At 60.3% G+C, this 16,813-nt stretch carries 12 protein-coding genes and 1 pseudogene; 9 read left to right on the plus strand and 4 right to left on the minus strand.

Going from position 1 to position 16,813, the window contains the following annotated elements; genetic code table 11:
• Nucleotides 1-182 precede the first annotated feature (182 nt).
• The gene (gene gbcA / locus CAF65_RS11955) at nt 183-1,478 is read right to left on the minus strand and encodes a glycine-betaine demethylase subunit GbcA (RefSeq protein WP_085716458.1); all 1,296 of its coding nucleotides are present in this window, start codon (nt 1,476-1,478) and stop codon (nt 183-185) included.
• A gap of 295 nt (nt 1,479-1,773) precedes the next feature.
• On the opposite strand from gbcA, the gene gbcB reads away from it, so the two are divergent.
• Complete coding sequence (gene gbcB / locus CAF65_RS11965) at nt 1,774-2,874, plus strand: glycine-betaine demethylase subunit GbcB (RefSeq protein ID WP_085716460.1); 1,101 nt, start codon at nt 1,774-1,776, stop codon at nt 2,872-2,874.
• 59 nt (nt 2,875-2,933) lie between these two features.
• Here gbcB and CAF65_RS11970 read toward each other — a convergent pair whose 3' ends face one another.
• Entirely contained in the window at nt 2,934-3,758 is an 825-nt protein-coding gene (locus CAF65_RS11970; RefSeq protein WP_085716461.1) for an NAD(P)-dependent oxidoreductase, read from the minus strand.
• Nucleotides 3,759-3,971: 213 nt separating this feature from the next.
• The gene (locus CAF65_RS11975) at nt 3,972-5,012 is read right to left on the minus strand and encodes a low specificity L-threonine aldolase (RefSeq protein WP_085716462.1); all 1,041 of its coding nucleotides are present in this window, start codon (nt 5,010-5,012) and stop codon (nt 3,972-3,974) included.
• Between the two features lie 130 nt (nt 5,013-5,142).
• Here CAF65_RS11975 and CAF65_RS11980 point away from each other — a divergent pair, with 130 nt between their 5' ends.
• The 8 genes from CAF65_RS11980 (at nt 5,143) to fdhA (ending at nt 15,284) form a co-directional block, all read left to right on the plus strand.
• Complete coding sequence (locus tag CAF65_RS11980; protein WP_085716463.1) at nt 5,143-5,895, plus strand: TraX family protein; 753 nt, start codon at nt 5,143-5,145, stop codon at nt 5,893-5,895.
• 303 nt (nt 5,896-6,198) lie between these two features.
• Nucleotides 6,199-7,452 (plus strand): serine hydroxymethyltransferase, encoded by a 1,254-nt coding sequence (gene glyA, locus CAF65_RS11985; protein WP_085716464.1) that lies wholly within the window; start codon nt 6,199-6,201, stop codon nt 7,450-7,452.
• 23 nt (nt 7,453-7,475) lie between these two features.
• Entirely contained in the window at nt 7,476-8,726 is a 1,251-nt protein-coding gene (locus tag CAF65_RS11990) for a sarcosine oxidase subunit beta (protein ID WP_085716465.1), read from the plus strand.
• A gap of 14 nt (nt 8,727-8,740) precedes the next feature.
• Nucleotides 8,741-9,070 (plus strand): sarcosine oxidase subunit delta, encoded by a 330-nt coding sequence (locus CAF65_RS11995; protein ID WP_007980417.1) that lies wholly within the window; start codon nt 8,741-8,743, stop codon nt 9,068-9,070.
• Nucleotides 9,067-12,084 (plus strand): sarcosine oxidase subunit alpha, encoded by a 3,018-nt coding sequence (locus CAF65_RS12000; RefSeq protein WP_085716466.1) that lies wholly within the window; start codon nt 9,067-9,069, stop codon nt 12,082-12,084. The genes CAF65_RS11995 and CAF65_RS12000 overlap by 4 nt, the downstream gene beginning before the upstream one ends.
• A gap of 149 nt (nt 12,085-12,233) precedes the next feature.
• Entirely contained in the window at nt 12,234-12,866 is a 633-nt protein-coding gene (locus CAF65_RS12005) for a sarcosine oxidase subunit gamma (protein WP_085716467.1), read from the plus strand.
• Between the two features lie 158 nt (nt 12,867-13,024).
• Complete coding sequence (purU, locus tag CAF65_RS12010) at nt 13,025-13,882, plus strand: formyltetrahydrofolate deformylase (protein ID WP_085716468.1); 858 nt, start codon at nt 13,025-13,027, stop codon at nt 13,880-13,882.
• Nucleotides 13,883-14,084: 202 nt separating this feature from the next.
• A complete protein-coding gene (fdhA, locus tag CAF65_RS12015) occupies nt 14,085-15,284 on the plus strand; it encodes a formaldehyde dehydrogenase, glutathione-independent (RefSeq protein WP_085716469.1) in 1,200 nt (399 codons plus the stop codon).
• Between the two features lie 669 nt (nt 15,285-15,953).
• Here fdhA and CAF65_RS28710 read toward each other — a convergent pair.
• Nucleotides 15,954-16,484: pseudogene (locus CAF65_RS28710) on the minus strand (RHS repeat-associated core domain-containing protein); the annotation flags it as partial.
• Nucleotides 16,485-16,813: the final 329 nt, after the last annotated feature.

Genomic DNA, 16,813 nt, shown 5'->3' on the forward strand with positions numbered 1-16,813 from the left:
GAAGGCTGGGAGCCGTACGAGGCATAGCGCTGAACGGAATAGATCATATTTCGTACAGCTCTGAGGCGGAGGGTGTCAGGAGTTTATTTGTGGAGAGTTAGATCGCTTTCGCGAGCAGGGGATTTGTGAACGACACAGATCAACTGTAGGAGCGAGCCTGCTCGCTCCTACAGGAGGGATATTTAGCCGCTGACCGCAACCCCTTTGAGGTACGGCGCAGGTTCGGCCCCCAGGTTGTTCAGCATGCGACCGCTGTACCAATCGATAAAGTTCACCACACCGAACTCATAGGTCTTGGAGTATGGACCTGGCTGGTAGGCGGTGGAGTTGATGCCGCGCTGGTTTTCCTCTGCCAGACGACGGTCCTGGTCGTTGGTGGCGTCCCAGACCTTGCGCATGCGTTCCACGTCGTAGTCCACGCCTTCGACGGCGTCCTTGTGGACCAGCCACTTGGTGGTAACCATCGTTTCCTGGGCGCTGATCGGCCACACGGTGAAGACGATGATGTGGTCGCCCATGCAGTGGTTCCAGGAGTGCGGCAGGTGCAGGATGCGCATCGAGCCCAGGTCCGGGTTCTTGATGCGGCCCATGAGTTTGGCGCAGCCCTGCTTGCCGTCCATGGTCATCGACACGGTGCCCTTGAGCAGCGGCATGCGCACGATGCGGTTACGCAGGCCGAAGCTGGCGTGGGCGTAAGGGATCTTCTCGGCTTCCCAGGCAGCGGCGGAGGCCGCGACGTGGTCCTTGAACGCCTGGTCGGCGCGCGGGTCGGTGACGTCGTCCCATTCCAGCAGGGTTTTCAGCAATTCCGGGTGCGAACCGTTGCAGTGGTAGCACTCGCGGTTGTTTTCCAGCACCAGTTTCCAGTTGGCTTTTTCCATCAAGGTGGTTTGCACCGCCACCTTGGTGTTTTCCATGTCATACGGTTCCATGTAGTGAGTGAGCGTCGCCAGGAACTCGTCGATGGCCGGCGGGTTTTCCGCCAGGCTGATGAAGATGTAGCCGCCGGCGGTTTTCACGTTCACAGGCTTGAGGCCGTACTGCTTCATGTCGAAGTCGGCGCCCATTTCGGTGCCGGCGAACAGCAGGCGACCGTCAAGCTCGTAGGTCCACTGATGGTAGTGGCAGACCAGTTTTGCGACCTTGCCCTTGTCGCTGGTGCACAGGCGCGAGCCGCGGTGACGGCAGACGTTATGGAAGGCGTGGACCACGCCATCGGCGCCGCGGATCACAATGATCGGGTTCTTGCCGACCTCCAGGGTCAGATAGTTGCCCTTGGCCGGGATTTCGCAAGTCATGCCGGCGATCAACCATTCTTTCTGGAAGATCTCCTGCATATCGATATCGAAAAGGCGCTCGTCGGTGTAGAACGGCTGCGGCAGCGAGAAGGTGCGCTCGCGCTCTTGCAGCATCTGTGCAGTGGCCTTGCGTGCGGGTTCCAGCGGATCGCCCAGGCTCAGGGTAGTAGTGACGTCCATCGTTTTATCCTCAAGGCCATCTGCGTGGCCGGCGAAAGTGGCTAATCAGGTGTGCTGTTCAGGGTTGCTACGCAAGGTGTAATGGTTGTGTCTTGGTATGGGGCGAGTGTGGGGCCGGCGCAGGCCAGAACCTTATCCATGGGCGACATGGTGCAATCTGTTCCCGACGCGCAAGCCCCGGCAGTTGGGGGCTGGTCGCGATAAGCATGTGAATGTCGCAGATAGGTAAATGGGTGATTCGCGCTATACGCAGAATCGCCAACATGAAGGCCGACAGTCGGCCGTGGAGATCAGCATGTCCAACAACTTCCTGAACCCGGTAACCACCCAGACCTGGGCCAATGGTCGGCACATCGTCCGTTGCGTCAAAGTCATCCAGGAAACCTGGGATGTGCGTACCTTCTGCTTCATGGCTGATCAGCCAATCATGTTCTTCTTCAAGCCGGGGCAGTTTGTCACCCTGGAGCTGGAAATCGAAGGGCAGCCGATCATGCGCTCGTACACCATTTCCAGTTCGCCGTCAGTGCCTTACAGCTTTTCGGTGACCATCAAGCGGGTTCCGGGCGGCAAGGTGTCGAACTGGCTGCACGACACCTTGCATGAAGGCTACGAACTGGCGGTGCACGGCCCGGTGGGACTGTTCAACGCCATTGATTTCCCAAACCCGAAAGTGCTGTATCTCAGCGGCGGCGTGGGGATCACACCGTGCATGTCCATGGCTCGCTGGTTCTTCGACACCAACGGCAACGTCGACATGGCGTTCATCCATAGCGCCCGCTCGCCCAAGGACATCATTTATCACCGCGAGCTGGAACACATGGCGGCGCGGATCGAAAACTTCAGCCTGCACCTGATTTGCGAAAAACACGGTTTCGGTGAGCCATGGGCCGGTTATCGCGGTTACCTGAACCACAAGATGCTGGAACTGATGGTGCCGGACTTCCTTGAGCGCGAAGTGTTCTGCTGCGGCCCGACGCCGTATATGAATGCGGTCAAGCGTCTGCTGGAAAACGCCGGCTTCAACATGAAGCACTACCACGAGGAATCCTTCGGTGCCACGCCGCCAGAGGCGATCGCCGATGCGGTTGAGAATGCTGAACAGGCCGCCGATGCACCGGCGGTGGATGAGGCGGATCTGCATGAGGTGCAGTTCACTGCATCAGGCAAGAGCATCCGTGTTGCACCGGGCGAAACCGTACACGCCGCCGCAGCCAAGGTCGGCCTGATGATTCCCAAAGCCTGCGGCATGGGGATTTGCGGTACCTGCAAAGTGCTCAAACTGGGCGGCGAAGTGGAGATGGAGCACAACGGCGGGATCACCGAGGACGACGAAGCCGAAGGGTTCATCCTGTCGTGCTGCAGCGTGCCGAAAGGCGATGTGCGGATCGAGTACTGATCCACACCGATGACCCCTGCAGGAGCGAGCAGGCTCGCTCCTGCAGGTTTTGTGTTATTTCAATCGATGAACAGATCCGTCATCAGCTTGTCGCTGCTGTCAGGCGCGAATCGATAGTGTTCGAACTCAGTCACACCGGTTTCTCGCAGTATTTCCTCATCGATCAGCAAACGCCCGGTCAGGCTGCGGTTTGCGCTGCTCAGGATCACATGGGCGGCATCGGCCATGATCGCAGGCGTGCGTGCATGCTTGAACGACTCCCGTGATCCCAGCTGAAACTCGATGGCGGCTGTGGCGATCATCGTCTGTGGCCACAGCGAATTGACGCTGATCCCGTAATTCCTGAATTCCTCACTCATGCCCAGGGTCAGCATGCTCATGCCGTACTTGGTGACGGTGTAGGGGCTGTATTGGGCGAACCACTTGGTGGCCAGGTTCAGCGGTGGCGACAGGTTGAGGATGTGCCCGGCGGATTTCTTCAAATAGGGCAGCGCGGCCTGACTGCACAGCAGTACGGCACGGGTGTTGATCTGGTGCATCAGGTCAAAGCGCTTGAGCTCAAGGTGCTGGACCCCGGTCAGCTTGATTGCCCCGGCGTTGTTGATCAGTGCATCGATACTGCCGAAATGTTCGTTGGCCTGGGCCAGCGCCTCACGTACGGCATCCTCTTCACGTACATCCACCTGCAAGGCCAGCGCCTTACCACCTGCGGCTTCCACTTCCTTGGCCACGCTGAAAATCGTTCCCGGCAACTTGGCGTGGGGCTCGGCACTTTTGGCTGCAATCACAATATTGGCCCCATCGCGCGCGGCCCGCAGCGCGATCTCGCGGCCGATCCCGCGGCTGGCACCGGTGATGAACAGGGTTTTGCCTTGCAATGACATGCGTACGCTCCTGATTGTTGTTGTCTGTACGGATCGACAGACAATGTAGACCAAGACTTCAGGAGCGAACGGCCAGGAGAAATTCGGCGGGGGATTTACTTGTGGGAGCGAGCCTGCTCGCGAAGACGTATTGACCTTCAAAATTGATGTTGACTGACCCAACGCCTTCGCGAGCAGGCTCGCTCCTACAGAGATTGCATTGGCTCTGGCGTTTTAGTGAGACATCACTTCGCGGATGTCTTTTGCCAATTCCCGCACACGCTCTTCCTCGGTATCCCACGAGCACATGAAGCGTGCGCCGCCGTTGCCGATGAAGGTGTAGAAACGCCAGCCCCTGGCGGTCAGTGCGGCGATGGCCGGCTCCGACAGTTGCAGGAATACCCCGTTGGCCTGAACCGGGAACATCAGTTCCACACCCGGAATGTCGCTGACCAGTTCGGCCAGCAATTGCGCGCAGCGGTTGGCGTGGTTGGCGTATTTGAGCCAGGCGCCGTTTTCCAGGATGCCGACCCACGGCGCCGACAGGAAGCGCATCTTTGACGCAAGCTGCCCGGCCTGTTTGCAGCGGTAATCGAAGTCTTCGGCGAGTTTGTGGTTGAAGAACAGAATCGCCTCACCCACCGCCATGCCGTTTTTCGTGCCGCCAAAGCACAGCACGTCGACGCCGGCCTTCCAGGTCAGGTCAGCCGGGGTGCAGCCCAGGAATGCGCAGGCGTTGGAGAAGCGTGCGCCGTCCATGTGCAGGTTCAGGCCCAGCTCCTTGCAGGTGGCGCTGATGGCGCGGATTTCGTCCGGGGTGTAGACGCTGCCGACTTCGGTGGCTTGGGTCAGAGTCACGACGCGGGGTTTGGGGTAGTGGATATCCTGGCGTTTGAGCGCGACCTCGCGGATCGAGTCCGGGGTCAACTTGCCGTTTTCAGTGCGGGCGATCAGCAGTTTGGAACCGTTGGAGAAGAATTCCGGAGCGCCGCATTCGTCGGTTTCGACGTGGGCGGTTTCCGAGCAGATCACGCTGTGGTAACTCTGGCACAGCGACGACAGCGCCAGCGAGTTGGCAGCGGTGCCGTTGAAGGCGAAAAACACTTCGCAGTCGGTCTCAAACAGTTTGCGGAAATCGTCGGAGGCGCGGGCGGTCCACTCGTCGTCGCCGTATGCGCGCTGGTGGCCGTGGTTGGCCTGTTCCATCGCCGCCCAGGCTTCAGGGCAGATGCCGGAATAGTTATCGCTGGCGAATTGTTGGCTCTTGTCGGTCATGGCCTGCTTCCGTGGTCGAGATGCCTATGGTGAAGCGTCCCGTGGTCAATGAGGGTGCGCTGTACCCAAGATCGTCAGGTGGAGCGCACAGGATGTCGCTGTCGGGAACATACAGTGTCGAAGGGCAATTATGCACGTGACAACGCACAAGATCATGCACAAGGCCATGCACTTAAAGCAGCGAGACGGGGCACTGGATCTGCTCAAGTGGCTGGCGCTTTTGAGCATGCTGCTCGATCACCTGCGATATGTCGGTTATTCCGCCGATTTGCTGTATGTGCCGGGACGCCTGGCGTTTCCATGGTTCTGCCTGGCGATGGCGGCCAATCTGGCGCGCGTGCGGACGATGATGGCCGGTGGCCAGTGGCGCTATCTCGGTTGGCTGTTGCTGTTCAGCGCGGTGAGTGAAATTCCTTACCGAATGTACATTCCAAATCCCGACACCTTGAATGTGCTGCCCACCCTTGCCCTGGGCCTGCTGGTGGTTCGTGGCTGGCAGCAACCGGCGCTTGCATCGCGATTGCTGGCAGTTGGTGCGGTATTGCTGGCAGCGTTTTTCTCCCAGCGATTGATGTTCGGTTTTTTTGGTGTTCTGTTGCCGCTGGTCTTGCTGCTGGTACTCCAGCGACCCTGGTATTTCGCCCTGTTGGCGGGGCTGGTCTGTCTGGCGGCCAATCAATGGCAGGTGCTGTATCACGCCGCTCGCCTGGGCAATATCGCGGCGATTCCGGCCATCGTCACGTGTCTGATTGCGCCATGGCTCGGGTTGTTCCTGTTGCGACATGCCGGGGGCGTAAAACCACCACCGATGCGGCGCTGGGCGTATGCCCTGTATCCCGCGCATTTCCTGGTGTTGCTGGCATTGCGACAGGTTCTCGCATAACCCCGGGAACTGAATGCAAACCCTGTGGGAGCGAGCCTGCTCGCGAAGGGGGAGTGTCAGGCGACATCAATGTTGCTGCCCCATCGCCTTCGCGAGCGGGCTCGCTCCCACAGGGGATTGCGGCTGGTTCGCGGATCGTGCGCATCAAGCCATTTCCCGCCATGTCGTAAACGCACCTTTGCGTGGCGCCCGTAGGCATTTGACGACTCGAAGCCGGTCATACCATCGCTATCAAAGGGCACTGCCGAAAAGCCAGTGCCTCACCGAGACGAATGGCGCACCGCCGCCGCTGGGAGAGACGCGATGTTCAGCAAGCAAGACAAGATCCAGGGTTACGACGATGCACTGCTGGCGGCGATGAATGCCGAGGAGCAACGTCAGGAAGATCACATCGAGCTGATCGCGTCGGAGAACTACACCAGCAAGCGCGTGATGGAAGCGCAGGGCAGTGGCCTGACCAACAAGTACGCCGAAGGTTATCCGGGCAAGCGCTACTACGGTGGCTGCGAGCACGTCGACAAGGTTGAAGCCCTGGCCATCGAGCGTGCAAAGCAACTGTTCGGCGCCGATTACGCCAACGTGCAGCCGCATTCCGGTTCCTCGGCCAACAGTGCTGTGTACCTGGCCCTGCTGCAAGCCGGCGACACCATCCTCGGCATGAGCCTGGCCCACGGCGGTCACCTGACCCATGGTGCCAAGGTGTCGTCCTCGGGCAAGCTGTATAACGCCGTGCAGTACGGCATCGACACCAACACCGGCCTGATCGATTACGACGAAGTCGAGCGCCTGGCCGTCGAGCACAAGCCGAAGATGATCGTTGCCGGCTTCTCGGCGTACTCCAAGACCCTCGACTTCCCGCGCTTCCGCCAGATCGCCGACAAGGTCGGTGCGCTGCTGTTCGTCGACATGGCCCACGTGGCCGGTCTGGTCGCTGCTGGCCTGTACCCGAACCCGATTCCATTTGCCGACGTGGTAACCACCACTACCCACAAGACCCTGCGCGGTCCCCGTGGTGGCCTGATCCTGGCCAAGGCCAACGAAGAGATCGAGAAGAAGCTCAACGCAGCCGTGTTCCCCGGTGCCCAGGGCGGCCCGCTGATGCACGTGATCGCGGCCAAGGCCGTGTGCTTCAAGGAAGCGCTGGAGCCAGGTTTCAAGGCCTACCAGCAACAAGTGATCGAAAACGCCCAGGCCATGGCCGGCGTCTTTATCAAACGCGGCTACGATGTAGTGTCCGGCGGCACCGACAACCACCTGTTCCTGGTCAGCCTGATTCGTCAGGGCCTCACCGGCAAGGACGCGGATGCAGCACTCGGTCGCGCCCATATCACCGTGAACAAGAACGCTGTCCCGAACGATCCACAGTCGCCGTTCGTGACCTCCGGCCTGCGCATCGGCACCCCGGCGGTGACCACGCGCGGCTTCAAGGTGACACAGTGCGTCACGCTGGCCGGCTGGATCTGCGACATCCTCGACAACCTCGGCGATGCCGACGTCGAGGCCAATGTGGCCCAGCAGGTTTCGGCTCTGTGCGCAGACTTCCCGGTTTATCGCTGAGTGCGGTTTTGGAGTAAATGACTATGCAACGCTACTCGGGCTTCGGCCTCTTCAAGCACTCCCTCAGCCACCACGAAAACTGGCAACGGATGTGGCGCACACCGACTCCGAAAAAGGTCTACGACGTGGTCATCGTCGGCGGTGGCGGCCATGGTCTGGCGACCGCCTACTACCTGGCCAAGGAACACGGCATCACCAACGTGGCCGTGGTCGAAAAAGGCTGGTTGGGCGGCGGTAACACCGCGCGCAACACCACCATCGTTCGCTCCAACTACCTGTGGGACGAGTCGGCGCACCTGTACGAGCACGCGATGAAACTGTGGGAAGGCCTGTCCCAGGACCTCAACTACAACGTGATGTTCTCCCAGCGCGGCGTCTACAACCTGTGCCACACCCTGCAGGACATCCGTGATTCCGAGCGTCGGGTCAGCGCCAACCGCCTCAATGGCGTGGACGGCGAGTTGCTCGATGCCAAGCAAGTGGCCGACGAGATCCCGTATCTCGACTGCTCGAAGAACACCCGCTACCCGGTGATGGGCGCTACCGTCCAGCGTCGCGGCGGCGTGGCCCGTCACGATGCCGTGGCCTGGGGCTTTGCCCGTGCCGCCGACGCCTTGGGCGTGGACCTGATCCAGCAGACCGAAGTGATCGGTTTCCGCAAGGAAAACGGCGTGTGCATCGGCGTGGAAACCAACAAGGGCTTCATCGGCGCCAAGCGCGTCGGCGTGGTCACTGCCGGTAACTCCGGGCACATGGCCAAACTGGCCGGTTTCCGCCTGCCGATCGAATCGCACCCGCTGCAAGCGCTGGTGTCCGAGCCGATCAAGCCGATTATCGACAGCGTGATCATGTCCAACGCCGTGCACGGCTACATCAGCCAGTCCGACAAGGGCGACCTGGTGATCGGCGCCGGTATCGACGGCTACAACGGCTACGGTCAGCGCGGTTCCTATCCGGTGATCGAGCACACCATCCAGGCGATCGTCGAAATGTTCCCGATCCTGTCGCGCGTACGCATGAACCGTCAGTGGGGTGGCATCGTCGACACCACGCCGGATGCCTGCCCGATCATCTCGAAAACCCCGGTGCCTAACATGTTCTTCAACTGCGGTTGGGGCACCGGCGGCTTCAAGGCCACACCTGGTTCGGGCAACGTATTTGCCGCGAGCCTGGCCAAGGGTGAAATGCACCCATTGGCTGCACCTTTCTCCATCGACCGCTTCCACAGCGGTGCGTTGATCGACGAACACGGCGCTGCAGCAGTCGCCCACTAACAGGAGAAATCCCCATGTTGCATATCTTCTGTCCTCACTGCGGCGAACTGCGCTCCGAAGAGGAATTCCATGCATCCGGCCAGGCGCACATCCCGCGCCCACTGGACCCGAACAGCTGCACCGACGAGGAGTGGGGCGACTACATGTTCTTCCGCGACAACCCTCGTGGCCTGCACCACGAGCTGTGGGATCACGTCGCCGGTTGCCGCCAGTACTTCAACGTCACCCGCGACACCGTGACCTACGAAATTCTCGAAACCTACAAGATCGGCACCAAGCCACAATTCACCGACAAGACCGATAGCCCGAAAGCGGCCAGCACGGCTCTGGGAGAGAAGGTATGAGCCAGATCAATCGCCTGTCCAACGGCGGACGGATCGACCGCAACAAAGTATTGACCTTCACCTTCAACGGCCAGAACTACAAAGGCTTCGAAGGTGACTCCCTGGCCGCTGCACTGCTGGCCAACGGCGTCGACATCATCGGTCGCAGCTTCAAGTATTCCCGTCCGCGCGGCATCTTCGCCGCCGGTGCCGAAGAGCCGAACGCGGTGCTGCAGATCGGCGCCACCGAAGCTACGCAGATCCCGAACGTGCGCGCCACGCAGCAGGCGCTGTACCAAGGCCTGGTCGCCACCAGCACCAACGGCTGGCCGAGCGTGAACAACGACATGATGGGGATTCTCGGCAAGGTCGGCGGCAAGCTGATGCCGCCGGGCTTCTACTACAAAACCTTCATGTACCCGCAATCGTTCTGGATGACTTACGAGAAGTACATCCGCAAGGCTGCCGGCCTTGGCCGCTCGCCGACCGAGAACGATCCGGACACCTACGACTACATGAACCAGCACTGCGACGTGCTGATCGTCGGCGCTGGCCCTGCCGGTCTGGCGGCTGCCCTGGCGGCTGCGCGCAGCGGTGCCCGCGTGATCCTCGCCGATGAACAGGAAGAGTTCGGCGGCAGCCTGCTCGATTCCCGCGAAAGCCTCGACGGCAAGCCGGCCACCGAGTGGGTCGCCAGCGTCATCGCCGAGCTGAAAAACACCCCGGACGTGCTGCTGTTGCCGCGCGCCACGGTCAACGGCTACCACGACCACAACTTCCTGACCATTCACGAACGCCTGACCGATCACCTCGGCGACCGCGCTCCGATTGGCCAGGTGCGTCAGCGCATTCACCGTGTCCGTGCCAAGCGTGTGGTACTGGCGACCGGCGCTCACGAGCGCCCACTGGTCTACGGCAACAACGACGTGCCGGGCAACATGCTGGCCGGCGCTGTCTCCACTTACGTGCGCCGTTACGGTGTGGCACCGGGCAAGAAGCTGGTGCTGTCGACCAACAACGACCACGCCTACCGCGTAGCCCTGGATTGGCTCGACGCCAGCCTGCAAGTGGTGGCCATCGCCGACGCCCGCAGCAACCCTCGCGGAGCACTGGTGGAAGAGGCGCGTGCCAAAGGTATCCGCATCCTCACCGGCAGTGCCGTGATTGAGGCTCGTGGCAGCAAGCGCGTGACGGCTGCCCGTGTGGCCGCTATCGATGTCAAGGCGCACACCGTGACCAGCCCTGGCGAATGGCTTGAATGCGATGTGGTGGCCAGCTCCGGTGGTTACAGTCCGGTGGTTCACCTGGCCTCGCACCTGGGTGGCAAGCCGATCTGGCGCGAAGACATCCTCGGTTTCGTACCGGGCGAAGCACCGCAGAAGCGCGTGTGCGTCGGTGGCATCAACGGCGTTTACGGTCTCGGCGATTCTCTGGCCGACGGTTTTGAAGGCGGCGCCCGCGCCGCAGCTGAAGCCGGGTTCCAGACAGTCGAAGGCGTACTGCCAAAAGCCCTGAGCCGTCTCGAAGAGCCGACCCTGGCGCTGTTCCAGGTGCCTCATGAAAAGAACACCGCACGGGCGCCGAAGCAATTCGTCGACCTGCAAAACGATGTCACCGCCGCCGCCATCGAACTGGCGACCCGCGAAGGCTTCGAGTCGGTCGAGCACGTCAAGCGCTACACCGCACTGGGCTTTGGCACCGATCAGGGCAAGCTCGGCAACGTCAACGGCCTGGCCATCGCGGCCCGTTCGCTGAACGTGACCATCCCGCAGATGGGCACCACCATGTTCCGTCCGAACTACACGCCAGTGACCTTTGGCGCTGTGGCCGGTCGTCACTGTGGGCATATCTTCGAGCCAGTGCGCTATACCGCTCTGCATCAGTGGCACCTGAAAAACGGCGCCGAGTTTGAAGATGTCGGCCAGTGGAAACGTCCGTGGTACTTCCCGAAATCCGGTGAAGACATGCACGCGGCCGTGAAGCGCGAATGCAAAGCCGTGCGCGACAGCGTCGGCCTGCTGGACGCTTCGACCCTGGGCAAGATCGACATCCAGGGCCCGGATGCCCGCGAGTTCCTCAACCGCGTGTACACCAACGCCTGGACCAAGCTCGATGTGGGCAAGGCGCGTTACGGCCTGATGTGCAAAGAAGACGGCATGGTGTTCGACGACGGCGTGACTGCATGCCTGGCCGACAACCATTTCGTCATGACCACCACCACCGGCGGCGCGGCACGCGTGCTTCAGTGGCTGGAACTGTACCACCAGACCGAATGGCCGGACATGAAGGTGTACTTCACCTCCGTGACCGACCACTGGGCGACCATGACCCTGTCCGGGCCGAACAGCCGCAAGCTGCTCAGCGAAGTCACCGACATCGACCTGAGCAGCGAAGCCTTCCCGTTCATGACCTGGAAAGAAGGTCTGGTGGGTGGTGTGCCGGCGCGGGTGTTCCGGATTTCGTTTACCGGTGAGCTGTCGTACGAAGTCAACGTGCAGGCCGACTACGCCATGGGCGTGCTCGAGAAAATCGTCGACGCCGGCAAGAAGTACAACCTGACCCCGTACGGCACTGAAACCATGCACGTGCTGCGGGCCGAGAAGGGCTTCATCATCGTCGGTCAGGACACTGACAGCTCGATGACCCCGGACGACCTGAACATGGGCTGGTGTGTCGGTCGCACCAAGCCGTTCTCGTGGATCGGCTGGCGTGGCATGAACCGCGAAGACTGCGTGCGTGATCAGCGTAAGCAACTGGTTGGCCTCAAGCCGATCGATCCGACCAAGTGGCTGCCGGAAGGTGCGCAACTGGTGTTCAACACCAAGCAAGCGATCCCGATGACCATGGTCGGTCACGTGACCTCCAGCTACCTGCACAACTCCCTGGGCTATTCGTTCGCCATGGGCGTGGTCAAGGGCGGCCTGAACCGCATGGGCGAGCGTGTCTTTGCGCCCCTGGCGGACGGCAGCGTGATCGAGGCGGAAATCGTTTCTTCGGTGTTCTTCGATCCGAAGGGTGAGCGCCAGAACGTGTGATTGCCTCGGTCCCTGTGGTGAGCCTGCCGACGCCTTCGCGAGCAGGCTCGCTCCCACAGGAGATTGCGTAACCGTTGTGGGAGCGAGCCTGCTCGCGAAGACGGCGGAACAGCCCCCACAGGGCCAACAGAATTCAGAACAGGTGCTTTATGACCGCAGCCAATGTTTACCAACAACGCCCAACCTCCGGGGCCAAGGCCGAGTCGTCGCTGCATCACGCCGACCTCGCCAGCCTGGTGGGCAAGGGCCGCAAGAACGCCGGCGTGACCGTGCGTGAGAAAAAACTCCTCGGCCACCTGACCATCCGTGGCGATGGCCACGACGCTGCGTTCGCCGCAGGCGTGCACAAGGCCCTGGGCATCGAGTTGCCGGGCGCGCTGAGCGTCATCGTCAAAGGCGAAACCAGTTTGCAATGGATGGGGCCGGATGAGTGGCTGCTGATCGTGCCGACCGGTGAAGAGTTTGCCGCCGAGAAAAAACTGCGCGAAGCGCTGGGCGATCTGCACATTGCAATCGTCAACGTCAGCGGCGGCCAGCAACTGCTCGAACTGAGCGGCCCGAACGTGCGCCAGGTACTGATGAAGTCCACCAGCTACGACGTGCACCCGAACAACTTCCCGGTGGGCAAAGCCGTCGGCACGGTGTTCGCCAAGTCGCAGTTGATGATCCGTCACACCGCCGAAGACACCTGGGAACTGCTGATTCGTCGCAGCTTCTCGGATTACTGGTGGTTGTGGCTGCAGGATGCTTCTGCCGAATTCGGCCTCAGCGTTCAGGCTTGATCACCACCCGTCATGGAGGCGATCACCTGTGGGAGCGAGCCTGCTCGCGAAGAGGGAATGTCAGTCGGCATCAACGTTGCTGATACACCGCCTTCGCGAGCAGGCTCGCTCCCACAGGAGGGTGCTTTCATCACCGATTTTTCAGGAGTCACCGCACCATGAGCCGCGCCCCAGACACATGGATTCTGACCGCCGACTGCCCAAGCCTGCTCGGCACGGTGGATGTGGTGACCCGCTTTCTGTTCGAGCAGGGCTGCTACGTCACTGAACACCACTCCTTCGATGACCGCCTTTCGGGGCGTTTCTTCATTCGTGTGGAATTCCGACAGCCCGATGGCTTCGACGAGAAGTCGTTCCGCGCGGGGCTGGCCGAACGTGGTGATGCTTTTGGCATGAACTTCGAACTGGTCGCGCCGAACTATCGGCCAAAAGTGGTGATCATGGTTTCCAAGGCCGATCACTGCCTCAACGATTTGCTTTATCGCCAGCGCATTGGCCAGTTGTCGATGGACGTGGCTGCCGTGGTCTCCAACCATCCGGACCTCAAGCCACTGGCCGACTGGCACCAGATTCCGTACTACCACTTCCCGCTGGATCCGAACGACAAGCCGGCGCAAGAACGTCAGGTATGGCAGGTCATTGAAGAGTCCGGTGCGGAACTGGTGATCCTTGCGCGCTACATGCAAGTGCTGTCGCCGGAGTTGTGCCGCAAGCTCGATGGCAAGGCGATCAACATCCACCACTCCCTGCTGCCCGGTTTCAAGGGGGCCAAGCCCTATCACCAGGCCTACAACAAGGGCGTGAAACTGGTGGGCGCCACGGCGCATTACATCAACAACGATCTTGACGAAGGGCCGATCATCGCTCAGGGCGTCGAGGCGGTGGACCACAGCCATTACCCGGAAGACCTGATCGCCAAAGGGCGGGATATCGAGGGGCTGACCCTGGCGAGGGCGGTTGGTTATCACATTGAGAGACGAGTGTTTTTGAACGCCAATCGTACGGTCGTTCTTTAGATCGCTTTCGCGAGCAGGCTCGCTCCCACAGGGTTTTGTGTCGTTCAGATACCTTGTGTTCACCCCTGATCCACTGTGGGTGCGGGCTTGCCCGCGAAGAGGCCCTTACAAGCAATACAAGAAACAGCATCTATACCCGAGCACTTAACGCGCTGCCTGCCTTGGCAGCGTGGTTCCATAAAAACAACAGCGAGGTGAAAGCATGTCTGGCAATCGTGGTGTGGTGTATCTCGGCGCTGGCAAGGTCGAAGTACAGAAAATCGACTATCCGAAAATGCAGGACCCGCGCGGCAGGAAGATCGAGCACGCCGTCATCCTGCGCGTGGTCTCTACCAACATCTGTGGTTCCGACCAACACATGGTGCGTGGTCGTACCACCGCTCAAACCGGCCTGGTGCTGGGGCACGAGATCACCGGTGAAGTGATCGAGAAGGGCCGCGACGTCGAAAACCTGCAAATCGGCGACCTGGTATCGGTACCGTTCAACGTGGCTTGCGGGCGCTGCCGTTCCTGCAAGGAAATGCACACCGGCGTCTGCCTGAGCGTCAACCCGGCGCGTCCCGGTGGCGCCTATGGTTACGTCGACATGGGCGACTGGACCGGCGGCCAGGCTGAATACGCGATGGTGCCGTACGCCGACTTCAACCTGCTGAAACTGCCTGATCGCGACCGCGCGATGGCAAAAATCCGCGACCTGACCTGCCTCTCCGACATCCTGCCGACCGGCTACCATGGCGCAGTGACTGCCGGCGTCGGCCCAGGCAGCACCGTGTACATCGCTGGTGCCGGCCCGGTCGGCCTGGCCGCTGCCGCTTCCGCTCGCCTGCTGGGTGCAGCAGCGGTGATCGTCGGTGATGTCAACACCGTGCGCCTGGCTCACGCCAAGGCCCAGGGTTTCGAAATCGTCGACTTGTCCCTTGATACTCCGCTACACGAACAAATTGCCGCACTGCTGGGCGAGCCGGAAGTGGATTGCGCCATCGACGCCGTCGGCTTCGAAGCCCGCGGCCACGGTCACGACGGCGTCAAGCATGAAGCCCCGGCCACCGTGCTCAACTCGCTGATGGGCGTGGTGCGCGTGGCAGGCAAGATCGGCATCCCCGGCCTCTACGTCACCGAAGACCCGGGCGCCGTCGACGCCGCCGCGAAAATGGGCAGCCTGAGCATCCGCTTCGGCCTGGGCTGGGCCAAATCCCACAGCTTCCACACCGGCCAGACCCCGGTGATGAAGTACAACCGCCAGCTGATGCAAGCCATCATGTGGGATCGTATCAACATCGCTGAAGTGGTGGGGGTGCAGGTGATCAGCCTGGACGACGCGCCGAAAGGCTACGGCGAGTTTGATGCGGGCGTGCCGAAGAAGTTTGTGATTGATCCGCATAAGTTGTTTAGTGCGGCGTAAGGTTGTTAAGGACATGGAGGGCGACTTTGTGTCGCCCTTTCATTGATGGATGGGGATTTTTTACTCAGTAATGACGAATTTCGGTTCTTTTGTACTTAAAGGATATCACGCCATTTTTATTCATGTATCGAACCGGTTGGTACGCGCGATCAAATGATTTCAATCTTTCCTGCTCAATTTTCACGCCTCTAGCCTGCACCTTTAGGCGATATATGTTGTGGGGAGTGGACCCTGCACGAGGTATTTGAGATGAAATCTCTAATTCGCGATCAGGTAGATTAGAGGTAGTACTAACCCAATTCTGAACATCAGCTTGTGTTCTTCCACTTGGTATCCGTTGTGGATTCTGTGTTGAGAAATGAGACCCGGAGCGAGAACTTCCAGGTGGCGGACGATGAGGAAGGGGAGGGGGGAGAGATGCGTCGATGCTGCTATACGACTGTACATGTGCGTACCCGGATGAAGGGCGTTGTGAAGGCAATCCAGATGAACTTTCTGCACCTGCACTCGAATAAATAGACGCGGATGCTGAACCGGATGTTGAAATAGGAGCACTTGCTTGAGGTCTATACTGAGGTTTCTGCGATGCCATTTTGTATGCCTGTGAAGCTCGAGCCATACTCGGCGTTCTGAGTTTCAATAAATTCAACAGACCTTTCCACGGATTGGCGAAATGCCCTGTCGGATCACTGCGATTCACCGGATCCCCCACACAATACCCATACGCATTCAACCCACCCTCCCCAAACGGACTCCAACTGTCCGGGCTGTTAAACCGCATCAGCACCGGATTGAACGCCCGATAGCCATTGCCCAGCAAATAATGCCCGGTGATCGGATCCGGGCGTTCGCCGTTGAAACCCATCAGGCTGAGCAAGCCACCTTCTGGCGGGCGATGCCCGTAGGGTGAATAGACGAGGGGGTGAGTCTGCGTCGCGTCGAGTACGTTCAATACCGAGTGTTGTTGATCGGTGGCGAGCAAGGTTTTTCAGTGATGCCACCCTGGCGCTGTTGCTGCGCCAGTAGCTGGTCGTCGTGCTGAAACACCGTGCGCTGTACCTGGCCCTGGATTTCCGTGGTCAGGCGGTTTTTCAGATAAAACCGCTGGGTGTTCGCCTGCGCCGAGGGCGCGCAGTCGGCCAGACGATCCAGTGGGTCGTATTGGTAGCGACAGAGCACGTTTTGGTGTGTGGAAGGCATGGGCTTCGCTCTCTGAAAGATAAAGAACCCGAGGTTGGGACTACCAGATTCAGGCAGATGCCCAGCGTTGTCTAGCTAGCAGAAGTGCTAGGTTTGACCGTCCACACCGGTCAGACCCCGGTCATGAAGTACAGCCGCCAACTGGTGTTAGCCATCATGTTTTGAGTTGAATCGTGTGCTGAATATTGCGTGGTTCGACAGGCTGGGATTGATACGCCTCTCATAACCTCAATCCCTCGAACCGCCTGGTGCGGACCCGCATGCCGGGTGGTGTGGCAGGGGTACGGCCTATGAAGGTCGTCCCCTATACCGATAGGGCTATTACTTTA

It is taken from the genome of Pseudomonas sp. B28(2017), from assembly GCF_002113025.1.
Classification (GTDB): domain Bacteria; phylum Pseudomonadota; class Gammaproteobacteria; order Pseudomonadales; family Pseudomonadaceae; genus Aquipseudomonas.

Excerpts from the sequence above, each read along its gene's own strand:
- gbcA (WP_085716458.1), bottom strand. The coding sequence starts at position 1,478 with ATGGACGTCACTACTACCCTGAGCCTGGGCGATCCGCTGGAACCCGCA.
- CAF65_RS11995 (WP_007980417.1), top strand. The coding sequence starts at position 8,741 with ATGTTGCATATCTTCTGTCCTCACTGCGGCGAACTGCGCTCCGAAGAG.
- gbcB (WP_085716460.1), top strand. The coding sequence starts at position 1,774 with ATGTCCAACAACTTCCTGAACCCGGTAACCACCCAGACCTGGGCCAAT.
- fdhA (WP_085716469.1), top strand. The coding sequence starts at position 14,085 with ATGTCTGGCAATCGTGGTGTGGTGTATCTCGGCGCTGGCAAGGTCGAA.
- CAF65_RS11990 (WP_085716465.1), top strand. The coding sequence starts at position 7,476 with ATGCAACGCTACTCGGGCTTCGGCCTCTTCAAGCACTCCCTCAGCCAC.
- CAF65_RS11975 (WP_085716462.1), bottom strand. The coding sequence starts at position 5,012 with ATGACCGACAAGAGCCAACAATTCGCCAGCGATAACTATTCCGGCATC.
- CAF65_RS12005 (WP_085716467.1), top strand. The coding sequence starts at position 12,234 with ATGACCGCAGCCAATGTTTACCAACAACGCCCAACCTCCGGGGCCAAG.
- glyA (WP_085716464.1), top strand. The coding sequence starts at position 6,199 with ATGTTCAGCAAGCAAGACAAGATCCAGGGTTACGACGATGCACTGCTG.
- purU (WP_085716468.1), top strand. The coding sequence starts at position 13,025 with ATGAGCCGCGCCCCAGACACATGGATTCTGACCGCCGACTGCCCAAGC.
- CAF65_RS12000 (WP_085716466.1), top strand. The coding sequence starts at position 9,067 with ATGAGCCAGATCAATCGCCTGTCCAACGGCGGACGGATCGACCGCAAC.
- CAF65_RS11970 (WP_085716461.1), bottom strand. The coding sequence starts at position 3,758 with ATGTCATTGCAAGGCAAAACCCTGTTCATCACCGGTGCCAGCCGCGGG.
- CAF65_RS11980 (WP_085716463.1), top strand. The coding sequence starts at position 5,143 with ATGCACGTGACAACGCACAAGATCATGCACAAGGCCATGCACTTAAAG.